The 12,388-nt window shown below is 40.4% G+C and carries 13 protein-coding genes; 9 read left to right on the forward strand and 4 right to left on the reverse strand.

The features are described from left to right. Positions 1 to 19: 19 nt before the first annotated feature. Positions 20 to 1,168 carry a serine hydrolase domain-containing protein gene (locus tag ABMY41_RS05715; protein WP_289096750.1) on the reverse strand — a complete coding sequence of 383 codons (1,149 nt, stop codon included), beginning with the start codon at positions 1,166 to 1,168 and terminating at the stop codon, positions 20 to 22. A 115-nt stretch (positions 1,169 to 1,283) separates the two neighbouring features. Between ABMY41_RS05715 and ABMY41_RS05720 the strand changes: the two genes are divergently transcribed. The 6 genes from ABMY41_RS05720 to ABMY41_RS05745 all read left to right on the forward strand — a co-directional run bounded on the left by ABMY41_RS05720 (position 1,284) and on the right by ABMY41_RS05745 (position 7,035). Then, positions 1,284 to 2,090, forward strand: coding sequence for a hypothetical protein (locus tag ABMY41_RS05720; protein WP_252948633.1), 807 nt, complete (start codon positions 1,284 to 1,286; stop codon positions 2,088 to 2,090). A gap of 165 nt (positions 2,091 to 2,255) precedes the next feature. Beyond that, positions 2,256 to 3,095 carry a MipA/OmpV family protein gene (locus tag ABMY41_RS05725; RefSeq protein ID WP_130167013.1) on the forward strand — a complete coding sequence of 280 codons (840 nt, stop codon included), beginning with the start codon at positions 2,256 to 2,258 and terminating at the stop codon, positions 3,093 to 3,095. Then, complete coding sequence (locus tag ABMY41_RS05730; RefSeq protein WP_289096752.1) at positions 3,085 to 3,486, forward strand: DUF3019 domain-containing protein; 402 nt, start codon at positions 3,085 to 3,087, stop codon at positions 3,484 to 3,486. The genes ABMY41_RS05725 and ABMY41_RS05730 overlap by 11 nt, the downstream gene beginning before the upstream one ends. Before the next feature lie 13 nt (positions 3,487 to 3,499). Continuing rightward, positions 3,500 to 4,207 carry a response regulator transcription factor gene (locus tag ABMY41_RS05735; RefSeq protein ID WP_289096753.1) on the forward strand — a complete coding sequence of 236 codons (708 nt, stop codon included), beginning with the start codon at positions 3,500 to 3,502 and terminating at the stop codon, positions 4,205 to 4,207. Between the two features lie 12 nt (positions 4,208 to 4,219). Continuing rightward, the gene (locus tag ABMY41_RS05740; RefSeq protein WP_289096754.1) at positions 4,220 to 5,509 is read left to right on the forward strand and encodes an ATP-binding protein; all 1,290 of its coding nucleotides are present in this window, start codon (positions 4,220 to 4,222) and stop codon (positions 5,507 to 5,509) included. Positions 5,510 to 5,682: 173 nt separating this feature from the next. Continuing rightward, positions 5,683 to 7,035 (forward strand): sodium-dependent transporter, encoded by a 1,353-nt coding sequence (locus ABMY41_RS05745; RefSeq protein WP_063529127.1) that lies wholly within the window; start codon positions 5,683 to 5,685, stop codon positions 7,033 to 7,035. Positions 7,036 to 7,066: 31 nt separating this feature from the next. On the opposite strand, the gene ABMY41_RS05750 is transcribed toward ABMY41_RS05745, so the two are convergent. Together ABMY41_RS05750 and ABMY41_RS05755 are read right to left on the reverse strand one after the other, a co-directional pair. Then, complete coding sequence (locus ABMY41_RS05750; RefSeq protein ID WP_175078971.1) at positions 7,067 to 7,504, reverse strand: GNAT family N-acetyltransferase; 438 nt, start codon at positions 7,502 to 7,504, stop codon at positions 7,067 to 7,069. Between the two features lie 67 nt (positions 7,505 to 7,571). After that, the gene (locus tag ABMY41_RS05755; RefSeq protein ID WP_289096755.1) at positions 7,572 to 8,315 is read right to left on the reverse strand and encodes a sporulation protein; all 744 of its coding nucleotides are present in this window, start codon (positions 8,313 to 8,315) and stop codon (positions 7,572 to 7,574) included. A gap of 221 nt (positions 8,316 to 8,536) precedes the next feature. On the opposite strand from ABMY41_RS05755, the gene ABMY41_RS05760 reads away from it, so the two are divergent. The 3 genes from ABMY41_RS05760 to ABMY41_RS05770 all read left to right on the forward strand — a co-directional run bounded on the left by ABMY41_RS05760 (position 8,537) and on the right by ABMY41_RS05770 (position 11,027). Beyond that, positions 8,537 to 10,108, forward strand: a complete 1,572-nt coding sequence (locus ABMY41_RS05760; RefSeq protein WP_289096756.1) for a cation:proton antiporter family protein — start codon at positions 8,537 to 8,539, stop codon at positions 10,106 to 10,108. Between the two features lie 284 nt (positions 10,109 to 10,392). Beyond that, the gene (locus ABMY41_RS05765; RefSeq protein ID WP_054561872.1) at positions 10,393 to 10,674 is read left to right on the forward strand and encodes a hypothetical protein; all 282 of its coding nucleotides are present in this window, start codon (positions 10,393 to 10,395) and stop codon (positions 10,672 to 10,674) included. Between the two features lie 137 nt (positions 10,675 to 10,811). Continuing rightward, positions 10,812 to 11,027 (forward strand): DUF3820 family protein, encoded by a 216-nt coding sequence (locus ABMY41_RS05770; protein ID WP_062564309.1) that lies wholly within the window; start codon positions 10,812 to 10,814, stop codon positions 11,025 to 11,027. A 112-nt stretch (positions 11,028 to 11,139) separates the two neighbouring features. On the opposite strand, the gene ABMY41_RS05775 is transcribed toward ABMY41_RS05770, so the two are convergent. After that, positions 11,140 to 12,387 carry an ATP-binding protein gene (locus ABMY41_RS05775; protein WP_349274316.1) on the reverse strand — a complete coding sequence of 416 codons (1,248 nt, stop codon included), beginning with the start codon at positions 12,385 to 12,387 and terminating at the stop codon, positions 11,140 to 11,142. Position 12,388 lies beyond the last annotated feature (1 nt).

Raw genomic sequence — 12,388 nt, forward strand, 5'->3', positions numbered from 1 at the left:
ACTAAACTTTTTAGCTAGGCTATTTTTGCTCTCGCGTGTATTTAAGAACCCGATTAATAAACTCGGTAGTTAATTCATTAATTAACCCTGTTTCTGCATTGAGAACTAAGCTAAACCCTATGTTTAGATGCGGAAATACTACAATATCGCTGCGATAACCTTGCACCCAACCACTGTGGTAATAAAGTACTTCATCATCATAGTTGTAAACACGCCAACCCAATCCATAGTAAGCATCTTTAACATGACTTCGCCAAACTCGGCGACGAGTTTCTTTTTTAGTATGTGTATAAGGACGGGTTTGTTTGATCAATGCTTCGAGTGGTAATACGTCAGGGTATTGCCCTAACTGCGCATTTAACCAAATAGCCATGTCATTTGCGCTGGCGTTCACACCTGCAGCTGCAGGCACTTTATAGTAATTTTTCTTTAAACGAGATGTATACCAACGCTTTCTTCCGCGTACATGAGGATGAGCATAATTATTGTCTTTAACCATCCCCTCAAAACCAACACTGGCATCCACCATTTTTAAAGGCGCAAAGATATATTCTGAAATCCAATGTGAGTAGTCCATCTGTGTTGATTGATAAATCACTGAGTCAATCAAACTAAACATCACATTTTGATAGCCGTAGCACTCGCTTGGTTTGCAGATAGGCTCAACAGTCAATAGCCGCTCGACAATATCTGGGTAACTCATACGCGACTCAATTAGGTTATCGTATGCATTAGGTACTAGGCCACTAGAATGACTAAGGATGTGATAAATTTTTAAGTCATCTTTGTAAGCAGTATTAGAAAAAGCAGGAATAAACTTACTTATTGGGTCATCAATATTAAACTCCCCTTGCGCTGCAAGTTTAGCGGTTAATGAGCCCGCAAAGGTTTTAGAGACTGAAGCCAATCGAAAGCGGGTATGTTTATCGACTTTGCGACCTTTTTCTATTTTTGTTCGACCAATACCGTTAATAAAATCATCATGACCAATATTTACAATCGCCAATGAGCCACCAGGGATCCCTTTGCTTCTTAACTTACGAGTAAGGTGTTTATTATAATCAGCAACAAATGTTTGCCATTGCTTATCACTCGAAGCAGCTTCGCCACTCACTAAAAGTAGCAATAAAGAGAAAAGAAAAGAGATTAAAGATAAGCTGTACTTCATTATTTATTTTTTTAAGTCTGTTTAGGAAGTTTCTCATAACATAATATCATGAACTTTTGCCTCGACTAACGTACAATACGCTTAATCTTAATTTTTTATGGGTAGACTATTTTTCATGCGCTTACTTGTAGTTTTGTTTTTTACTTTAATTTCAGCTGGTTGCGCCCTTAAACCAGAGCCAGCTCCATTACTTTCGATGCCTAAGAAACCTAGCTTACAAAGCCAACGTTTTCAAGTTGAGTACCAAACAGAGCATGCAGCTCCTAAAGTGAAGTCAGTACAGTTGCCTGCACATGCAGTGAGTAAAAACCAAACTGTGGTGATAGTTGCCGACAAAACCAGTGTGACTGATACCCTGTATGGTCAGCTTACTGAAGCACTTGCAGCCAAACAATTAAATGTAGTTAAAGAGGCTACTCAAGCAGATTATACCCTATCTATTCACCAGCTTGATCTTGAACTGATTGAAGACACAGAATATCAATTAGTCAAACCAGAAAAGCCTCTGCCTTTATTTGATGAAGTTGCAAAACAGTTTCCCGTTCAGCAATGTGCGACTATTTTAGGCCAAGTAAGCATGCGCTTAACTCACAAGCGAACTGGTGATGTTGTGTGGTTCGCAAAATCATCGATTGATAGCGCGAGCTTTCATCGTGAACCACTAATTTATAGCTTTGTGCAACAGCAAGTAATCAAGAATGAGCTTGAAGTAGCGAGCTTTGTGCACGAACAAAACTCGGAACAAGCTCGCATGGCGCGAATTAATCAAGAAGTGACGATTCCTGCTTATCAAACAATCACGCAAATGACCGCCTTAAAAAAAGAGCAAGGCCCGTGTAACCGCACTGAAATTAGCGCGCTTACACCTATGATGCAGTACTACCTGAGCAGTATTTTAATCGATAAAATTAAGGTTCAGTAACTAGCTTTTGCTGTTTGTCTGCCCATAGGCAAACAGCTTCCTTCTTGAATTTGCAACACTTTCTTACATTTCTAATTCCTGCTAGTACATTTTTTTACAGATTACAGGAACTCCTTAACAATATACTATAAGCTATTACCCTTTCTAACAGACAAGGAAGCAACATTGCGAGCTTACAGTGCCCTATTATTGATATGTTTAACCTTGCTTAGTACCACAAGCCAAGCAAGTAACCGCTATTATGCAGACAATACTTTAGAGCCAAGCCAAGGCTTTGCATGGGACTGGGGCATTGGTTTAGGTTACTACATTGAAGATTCTTACCTTGTAGGCATGGACTCTTACAATGATGGCATAGAGCCAGACGTACACCTCGCAGTTTCTTACGACAGCTTTTACCTCGATTACGACCAAAGCCAACTTAGCGGCGGTTTAACCCTTGGTTATAGTGTTATCGATAAATTTGAATGGGGCTTAGATATTGTCGGCACCAACATTCAATCTGGCTTTGATGAAACAGGCTTAAATATTTATGGTAACGAAGTAATTAAAGAGCTTGAAGGGATCAGAACACGCGACTATGACTTTGATGTAGGTCTTCGCCTATCACGTCGCTTTGAAAACTCGCAAATATCATTTGAGTACTTACATGATATTTCAGGAGCACATAATGGCTGGGTAATGAATTCGTTTTTTAGCCAGATCATTCCTTGGCGAAATTGGGAGTTTCGCTCTGGCGTTGGCTTAAGTGCCTATTCAGAAGACTTTACAAATTACTACTTTGGCATTTCAGAAGCTGAAGCGCTAGAAACTCGCCCTGTATATAATCCAGATACCTCTTACAGCCTTATTTTTGAATTTCATGCAGAATACCCAATTAACAGGCATTGGGTGTTTTTAACTGGTTGGTTATCGACTTGGTTTTCAAGCGATATTCACCAAAGCCCTATAATTTCTCAAGAGTATCAGCATAAAGCCAAGGTAGGCGTGCGTTATGTTTTCTAAGTATTACTTGTGCTTTACCTTATTACTGTCAGGGCCATTACTCGCTGAGCAGCAATCTGTAGGTAAGAAAGATATTGAAAATGCGTTAGTTGCACTGCCCGACACATGCGTAGCGCTGCGTGAAGGCAGAAATTGCTACGCAGAAGTTGATTTAACATGGCATCAGCAACAAGTTGGTAATTACTGCTTACGTAACGCACAAAGCAAGCACATTATTCAGTGCTGGTTGATGCAACAAAAAGGCTTATTTAGATACCAATTTGATTCAGCACAAACCATAGGTTTTGAACTTATAAGCAGTGATAACGGTAAGGTTGTCGCAAGCACTGAAATACAATTACAGTGGGTCTACCAAAATCGTCAGAAGAAACGTCGTTGGCGGCTGTTCTAAGCAGGAGTAAATAATGGAACATTACGGAACTATCTTATTAGTAGAAGATGATATTTCACTCGCCAATTGGGTTGCGGAATATTTAATTGAACAAGGCTACCAAACAACTATATGCCAACGTGGCGATCAAGTGGTTGAACAGGTGCGTAAAACAAACCCTGACTTAGTTTTGTTAGATATTATGCTGCCTGGTCAAGACGGTATTAGTGTGTGCCGTGATTTAAGACAGTTTTATCAGGCCCCGATTATTATGCTAACAGCGCGTGATGATGAAATGGATGAAGTGATTGGCCTTGAAGTAGGTGCCAGTGATTACATGATGAAACCCGTTCGCCCTCGCGCTTTATTAGCACGTATAAAAGCAGCACTTCGCTCTAAATCAGATACACACGAATCAAGCACAAGCTCTGAGCTTATTAATGTGGGTAAATTATCAATCAATACTGAGTCACGTACCGTTTACTTTAATAATGATGAGGTTCATATCTCAAGCGCTGAGTACCTACTACTCCATTATTTAGCAAGTAATGCAGGTCAAGTGGTTTCACGTGATGCAGTGTTTAAGGCAACGAAAGGGCGCGAATATGATGGCTTAGACAGAAGTGTGGATGTGCTGATTTCATCATTACGTAAAAAATTTAATGATGACCCTCAGCACCCTGAAAAAATTAAAACTATCTGGGGCAAAGGCTATTTACTTGTTGCCACCGCTTGGCAATAACGACTCGCGCCTGTGAAAAAGTTTTATATCTCACTCCTTAGCAGTGCCCTGCTTTCAATCATCGTGTTGGGTTGGCTAATTGATGCTTTTAGCCAACAAACCCAAGCACCTCAGGATGTGTTTTCTAGCGAAACACAAATGATTAAAGGCTTTGCAAAGCAACTCGCTAAGTATGATGCTAAAGATCGTGAGCAAGCTATTGCGGATATTAATCAAAACTTTGCTGTGCAACTAGAGTATCGCCCTACACAGTCGCTTGCGCTACCTCATTCATTGTTAACACAAATGACCCAACCTAGTGGCCTTATCCTCGAAGATCAGCAAGGCTACTATTTACTTTACAGTGAAGCAGCTTTGGGCACACACCACTTAAAAATGCGTTTAGATAAAGACTTAACACACGAGCAAGGCAACGATGTATTACTCACCTTGTTGTTCTACGCTGGGTTATGCGTATTTATGGGCTTTATCATTGCGCCACTGGCCAAGCGTTTAACGGTATTAAACGAAGCGGCACAGCGCTTTGCTAAAGGTGATTTAAAAAGCCGTATTCACTTGTCTCACTTTACCTATATCAAAGATGTTGAACTGACATTTAACCGCATGGCGAGTCAAATTGAAAAACTCCTTGATGAAAATAAGTTAATGGCGTCGAGTTTATCTCACGATATTCGCACACCTATCGCCTGCTTACGATTTGGTCTAGAGGCAGCACAGGATTGTAGCAATGACGAAAAGCGCCTTGAGTATCTTGCACGAATGGAAAACGACTTAGATCAAATGGAGTCAATGCTAAAAAGCTATCTAGCATTTGCAACCCTTGAGCAAAAAGCGAATCAGCTGACCTTTAATCATTCTGATCTAGAAACCTATATTCTGACTTTAATCCATCAGATTGAACCTAAGCTTGAACAACAAGGCTTGCGTATTAATCACCACGTTGAAGGCGATGATATTTGTGCTGATTTACACTGGTTAGCTCGGGCCATTGTTAACTTATTAAGTAATGCTTGCGACTTTGCTGAATCAGAAATTTTACTCAGTGCTACGAGTACCAGTGAATCCGTTACCATAAAAATTGAAGATGACGGTCCGGGTGTCAGCGAACAAAACTGGCAAAAAGTATTTAGTCCATTTTTCCAAGAACAAACACATCGTAACCGGGATGGAGAAAGCTACGGGCTTGGCCTTGCTATCGTTGCGAAAGTGGTTGATTGGCATCATGGCACGGTCGAAGTATCAAAAAGTAAGCAACTAGGTGGCGCGTGTTTTAGCTTAACAATCCAAAATAAAAGCCAATAAACATGTTTCATTTGTGTTCATTGTTTCGTATTGTAATGCGCAATTGCACGAATTCTACGCTGACAGCTCGCACATAACGAAGAACAACCAAAATGCGGATGATTAACCCTTTTTATTTAGTGTTAATTCGAGTAGATTGTCAGCGCCGTCACAAATAGAGAAGTAACAATAATATGAGCGCATCACGTGGGGAGTTCAGCTCCCGCTTTGGATTTATTATGGCTGCAGCAGGCTCTGCTGTTGGCTTAGGAAATATTTGGGGTTTCCCAACACAAACTGCAAGTAATGGCGGTGCCGCGTTTTTAGTGGCTTATTTAGTGTTAGCATTTTGTCTTGCTTATCCTGCTTTAATGGCTGAGTTAGTAATTGGTCGTCATGGTCAAGCTAATGCCGTCACTTCACTTCGAAAAGTAACTAATCAAGCATGGCAAAAGAAGTTCGCCTTCATGGTGGGTTTTGGCGGTATTATTTGTGCGGGTCTAATTTTAAGCTTCTATGCGATTGTGGCTGGCTGGATGCTGAGTGCGACCCTTGAGCCTGTTGCACAATTAGCCGGTCAAGAGCAAGCTGGTACTTGGCTTAGTGAGCAGTCACTATCAAGAAACCTTCTATTCACTGCCGCATTTATTATTTTAACCGTCTCTATTATCTCTAAGGGCGTAGAAAACGGCATCGAAAAGTGGTCTAAGCGCTTAATGCCTGCCCTGTTAGGGATTTTGTTTATGCTTATCATCTATGTAATGACGCAAGATGGCGCAATGGAAGGCCTAAAGGCGTATTTAGTGCCAGACTTTTCATCGATTTTAAACCCTGAGTTATTAGTGAATGCACTAGGACAAGCATTTTTCTCATTGTCGCTTGGTACCAGCGTAATGATCATCTACGGCTCATACATTAGCAAAAAAGAAAACCTAGTATCGTTAGGCGCTTATGTGACTTTAATCGATGTGTTCATTGCCTTTGTAGCGGGTTTACTCATTATTCCAGCTATGTATGTTGCTCAAGCTCAAGGCGTACAAATTTTCTCTGCTGAAGGCGCACTACTTTCAGAAGATACCTTAGTATTCCAAGTGCTGCCGGCACTATTCACTAGCATGGGTAATGTGGGTATTTTTGTTGGCTTTGCATTTTTTGCGTTAATGAGTATTGCAGCGTTAACCTCATCGATTTCGATGCTAGAAGCACCTGTTTCCTATGCTGTTGAACGCTTTGCGTTAAAGCGTGTGCAAGCTACATGGATCATTGGCGGTATTATTGCGCTCATTAGTTTTACAATTGTCTTTAACCTAGGCACCTTGTTTGGCTTTGTGATCACCTTAACCACTAAGATTGGTCAACCGATTCTAGGCTTAATGTGTTGTATTTTTGTTGGTTGGATTTGGCATCGCGCGTCACTGCTAAAAGAAATTCAACAAGGATGCCCTGAAGCTGCCAATAGCTTCTTCTGGAAAGTATGGCCATGGTATATCAAGTTTATTTGCCCACTAGCCATTTCGCTCGTATTTGCTAACTCTCTGTTAAGCTAACAAATGTTTATGTTTGAAGTGGCCATTTAGGCTACTTCAAACACATATCTTGATGTGGAATGCCATCTTCTAGGTAATCATCGCCCACATTTTCAAAACCAAATTGCTGATAAAACCCTGTTAAATAACACTGAGCACCAATCATAATCGCTTTGTCAGGCCAATGCTTTTTACATGTGTCTATCGCAGTTTGCACCAGCTTGGTTGCGAGTCCTTCACCACGAAATTGCTCTGCTACCAGCACACGACCAAATGCGCTAAATTGCTCATTCTTTTTATAACATCGTGCATAGGCTGCCACTTGTTGATCTTTAAACAAGAACACGTGCTGGGTCAGTTCATTGTTATCCACTTCGTCAATTTCTGGGTAAGGGCAAGTTTGTTCTACCACAAATACATCAACCCGCGCCCGTAAAATGGCAAATAATTCATCTTTACTGAGTTCACTATAACTTTTAACAGAAAACATAACTCTCCTTTTTGAAGACAAAAAACCCAGCCGTAGCTGGGTTTTAACTAACTTAATAGCAGTTAGCCTAAGCAAATAATCGTTCTAGCTGATCACACAGCTGCGACAGATTTACATGATCATGCTCAATGGTTAAATCGACATAACCATCCCCTCTAAAGGCACGATCAAGTTCAATGAGTACATGAGTTTTGTGCGCTTCAGGAACAAACGACAACTCTATCTCTTGTAGACCAAATAGGCTTCGGCTGTTTGGTCTATACTCTAGCTCTTGATAGCATCCCGAATGTGATTGAAATGTAGGTGCTCTTAAGAAGCCTTTTTCAACATCCGCTTTTACTAAGCTAAAGCCAAGTCTATTCATCGCTTCCATTAACGTGCTCACGGCATCATTAGGATAAATATGAAGTGCATCACGATCAGTTGGATCAAGTGCTAAATCAATATCTAGGCCTGTTTCTAGCCACACATGTGATTGGTTATAACCAGCGTTAATTTCTGTGATTGGTGTTTCTGAGTGCAGGCGTGCTTCAAATGGAATATGTTTTTCAGCACCTGCTGCAATCGTGCCGATATCTGTAATTCGCCACTTTTCAATTACATGGTTTGTAAAGTACTCACCATCTTCACCTTCGACTTTAACACGTGTCATCAGCGCTAAGTCTAAACCCGATATGTCTTGATCAACATCGCCGCCTTTAATAACAATAACGGCATTAAATTTTTGACCCGGTTGTAAATGCTCTGTCTCAAGTACAGTGTCAACTTTTGCTGCACCAATACCTACTGATGCAAGGATTTTCTTAAACATCTTTTCTCCTTAAGCCAGCTTCTAACCTATGGCTTAAATTCCTTTGTTAATGCATCTTAACCACAATTAAAAGCTAATGTCAGCGAAAAAATGATGCTTTTGGCGGATTAATCAATAAATCATGTATAAGTGCTTATTTTTTGAACTCTTACTGTCTGATATTGTTTTCCAACTACAAATATTTCGCTACACTTTTAACAAATGAAGTCAAAAGAAAAACTATGGAACTAATCTACTTTGCTACCGCGTTCGTTTGTGGCTTTGCTGTTTATCAGTTAAAGCTGCCTCCTCTTATCGGCTTTTTATTAGCGGGTTTTGCACTCAACCTATATGGATATAAGACAACCGAGCTGCTGAATACGTTGGCAAGCTTGGGTGTTACTTTATTATTGTTTAGCATTGGTCTTAAGCTCAAAGTATCAAACTTAATGAAACCACAAGTTTGGGCGCCCGCCTCAATGCATATTGTTTTGAGCAGTACGTTATTTAGTGGTTTTATGTTGTTGCTTGGTGCCCTTGCACTGCCACTATTTAACGAGCTTACTTGGCAAAGTGCATTATTAGTCGGCTTTGCTTTTAGCTTCTCTAGCACCGTGTTTGCCGTAAAAGTACTTGAAGAACGCGGTGAAATGGCTAGCCTCCATGGTAAAATCGCCATTGGTATCTTAGTTATGCAAGATATCTTTGCCGTTATCTTCTTAGCCATCAGCACAGGTAAAGCACCTAACATTTGGGCTTTGGCATTATTAGTGGGTTTACCTATTTTACGCCCTGTGATGTTTTGGGTATTAAACCGCTCAAAGCATGGTGAGTTATTACCCCTGTTTGGTTTTTTCTTTGCGCTAATTATTGGCTATCAGGCCTTCGAATTTGCAGGTCTTAAAGGTGATTTAGGTGCGTTGATTATCGGTATGATGTTCGCATCGCATAAAAAAGCCGGTGAATTATCAAAGTCACTGCTTAATTTAAAAGACGTGTTGCTGGTTGGTTTTTTCTTAAATATTGGTTTGAATGCAGAGCTGACCAGCCATGCCGTGATTGTTGCACTCATCATTATTTTAGTTTTGCCTGTAAAAGTTGCACTTTATTATGTGCTAACAAACGCCTTCAAATTACGTGCTCGTACTTCACTATTAAGCGCGTTTAGCTTAGCTAATTACAGTGAATTTGGTTTAATTGTCTGCGCCGTTGCGGCCACCAGCAATATGATCACATCTGAATGGCTAGCCGTCATGGCTATCGCTGTGTCAATCACCTTTATACTCGCATCACCATTAAATAAACGCTCGAATGAAGTGTATGTAAAAATAGAACATTGGCTACTAAAATTTGAAAGCGACAGCCGTCTTGCAGAAGAGCTGCCAGTTAATCTAAATGACACTAAAATCGTGATCTTTGGTATGGGTCGAATTGGTACAGGTGCCTATGAAACAATCAGCCAAACTCACCCTAACCTTGTCGCTGGTATCGATATTAAGCCAGATGTTGTTGATAAGCATATTAAACGTGGCCGCAGAGTGTTACTTGCTGATGCCACTGACCCTGACTTTTGGCAGCGGGTAAACCACTCACATGTAGGTATGGTGATGCTTGCAATGCCAAAACACATGCAAAATATTTTTGCCTTAGAGCAACTGCGTGCTTCTGGTTATGAAGGTCAAGTTACAGCCATTGCAAACTACCCAGATCAGCAAAAAGAACTAGAAGATATGGGGGTCGACTCTACTTATAACTTCTATTTAGAAGCTGGTAGCGGCTTCGCAGAGCATGTAAAACAAAAACTTTTCTCTTAATGTAAAAAATAATTCTCGGTACCTTTTCATGGTACTGAGAATTATTTTCACTGTATTCAGTTAGTTGGCTAACTAGTTTTCACGACAAGCCAAATCAGTCCCTCTATTGGGTCAAGCTTATTTACAAAGCTTTACATCCAGATTAGCAATCAGGCTAAAAAAAAGAGTAGAATTAATTTCAAGATGCTTAGCTAAGTATCTATTTTTAACACAAAAAAGTTTAACAGTGTTGTTGTACCGCTGTTTATTTCACAGCACTTGTTAGATGGATTGAGGTTGTTTAAATGAAAAATAAGTTTACCAACGAGTTTTTAGCAAACACGGATGATGCACGTGCTGGGAAACTTTCAGATATTCAGCAGCAACTTGATGAGTTACAAAATAATGGCATGACTGCAATGGATATCAGAACAGTGCTATTCAACAAGATGCTCGATGTATATCAAGTACCAAGTGATCATTTTCTTCGTGACGGTGAGACACCAGAACGAATCGACGACCCAGCTATTGTCGTTAAGCTAAATAAACTTGGCTTCACGAAAAAGCGTCGTCACCAGCTACACTAATACGCCGTAATTAATTAGTGGTTGTTATTCTGAGGGCCTACATCCCTCACTAAATAGGCTGTTTCTTGCCCGTCACAGCCTATTTTCTCTCCTCTTTTTACCGTATCATCTAGCTTTAAAATTTCTTTGAGATAAAGATGGATACAGCTCAACTCAAACGCGCCATAAATACTAAGATGCCATTTGGAAAGTACGCTGGCCGCCCTTTATTGTTGCTGCCAGAGCCTTATTTAGTGTGGTTTAAACAGCAAGGATTTCCTGATTCCCAGTTAGGTGCACAGCTAGCAATGATGTATGAAGTGAAGCTCAATGGCCTTGAAAAAATGCTAATGCCATTATTAGATGAAAAATAATTAAACTTTTTTCGAACTTTTATAATTAAGTGCGGTCTATTACTTTGCTACTTGTTTATTTTTGGTTTTAATCTTTAAAAAGCGCCCTAGGCGCTTTTTTTATGCCTGCAATTTAAAGCGAGTTACTTTTAAACAAATGAATAGTAAATTTAGCTCCACCTAATGGTGAGTCACACACCTCAGACTGCCCTTGATGCCAACTAACAATTTTAGCGACAATGGCAAGCCCTAACCCAAAGCCGCCAGTTTTCTTGTCACGACTTTTATCTAAACGAGTAAATGGCTTAAAAATACTTTGCCACTCAGATTTAGCGATCCCTGGGCCGTCGTCTTCAACACTTATTTGTATTGAATCCCCTAATTCTTCAACACTTACATGAATTTTATGGTTTGCGTATTTTTGTGCATTACCTAATAGGTTTTGAATACAACGCGCCATAAAATGCTCGTCACACTCGTAGTAGAGCTGCTTAGGAGCACTCACTGCGACCTCTATATCAGTAGCAAACTCAAGCTTATTCACCACACTGTTAATAAGCGCTGTCAGGTCACAGGAACGGGGCTTTAAGCTTGGTTGGTGTGAATCAAGTCGCGCGTATTCAAGCATTTCTGACACCAGTGCTTCAAGCTCTGCAATATCTGCCTGCATGTTATCAATGTAAGTGTAGGATTTTTCATTCTCGATTTGCTCTTCAAGCATCGCAACAGCGAACTTTAACCGCGCAAGGGGGGTTCTAAATTCATGCGAAACGGAAGAAGTCAGCTCTTGCTGCGCTGCCAGAAGATATTGAATGCGCTCTTGCATCGCGTTAAGTGTATCCGTAATTGGCAGAAAAAATGATTTAGAGGCATCGTGAAGTTCAAAGTCTTGTGCCCCCCCTACAGCCTCACAAGCAAGAGTAAGTTTATTAAAATCGCGCCACAGCAATAGGCTCCATAGCCCAATTGGCACGCCAATCACGGTCAATAATAAAAAGTAAGGCCAAACGGAGCTAAAGTTGGGGTTCTCAATAGAAAGTGGGCCTACTTGCAAAAGCTGAGTGTTATTGAGGGCTATGTACCAAACGACTTTTTGCTCTTGGTTAAACAAATATAGGTAGTGGTCAGTTTGCAACTGCGTTTTTAGGTCACTTGGTAAAGCAAGGTCGGTGAGATTAATTATCTCGCTTTCGAATTCTTGTTGGAGTGTCGCTAAGCCATTTTCAGTTTGGCTTAATAACCACAGAGATTTACCAAATTCTTGGTCTAGGGCTATTTGCTGTTGCGTTTCTTCGTAGGGCCATAACTGCTCTATGACCCCACTAACTAGAAACAGAGAAACTATTATATAAAGATATAAGCTAGCAAATAGTTTCCCCATT

The sequence above is a fragment of the Pseudoalteromonas sp. BZA4 genome, assembly GCF_040104395.1.
Lineage (GTDB): Bacteria > Pseudomonadota > Gammaproteobacteria > Enterobacterales > Alteromonadaceae > Pseudoalteromonas.

What these genes read in the sequence shown, in the direction of transcription:
- ABMY41_RS05745 (WP_063529127.1), top strand. Translation starts at nt 5,683, where the DNA reads ATGAGCGCATCACGTGGGGAGTTCAGCTCCCGCTTTGGATTTATTATG.
- ABMY41_RS05720 (WP_252948633.1), top strand. Translation starts at nt 1,284, where the DNA reads ATGCGCTTACTTGTAGTTTTGTTTTTTACTTTAATTTCAGCTGGTTGC.
- ABMY41_RS05770 (WP_062564309.1), top strand. Translation starts at nt 10,812, where the DNA reads ATGGATACAGCTCAACTCAAACGCGCCATAAATACTAAGATGCCATTT.
- ABMY41_RS05730 (WP_289096752.1), top strand. Translation starts at nt 3,085, where the DNA reads ATGTTTTCTAAGTATTACTTGTGCTTTACCTTATTACTGTCAGGGCCA.
- ABMY41_RS05715 (WP_289096750.1), bottom strand. Translation starts at nt 1,168, where the DNA reads ATGAAGTACAGCTTATCTTTAATCTCTTTTCTTTTCTCTTTATTGCTA.
- ABMY41_RS05750 (WP_175078971.1), bottom strand. Translation starts at nt 7,504, where the DNA reads ATGTTTTCTGTTAAAAGTTATAGTGAACTCAGTAAAGATGAATTATTT.
- ABMY41_RS05765 (WP_054561872.1), top strand. Translation starts at nt 10,393, where the DNA reads ATGAAAAATAAGTTTACCAACGAGTTTTTAGCAAACACGGATGATGCA.
- ABMY41_RS05735 (WP_289096753.1), top strand. Translation starts at nt 3,500, where the DNA reads ATGGAACATTACGGAACTATCTTATTAGTAGAAGATGATATTTCACTC.
- ABMY41_RS05760 (WP_289096756.1), top strand. Translation starts at nt 8,537, where the DNA reads ATGGAACTAATCTACTTTGCTACCGCGTTCGTTTGTGGCTTTGCTGTT.
- ABMY41_RS05755 (WP_289096755.1), bottom strand. Translation starts at nt 8,315, where the DNA reads ATGTTTAAGAAAATCCTTGCATCAGTAGGTATTGGTGCAGCAAAAGTT.
- ABMY41_RS05775 (WP_349274316.1), bottom strand. Translation starts at nt 12,387, where the DNA reads ATGGGGAAACTATTTGCTAGCTTATATCTTTATATAATAGTTTCTCTG.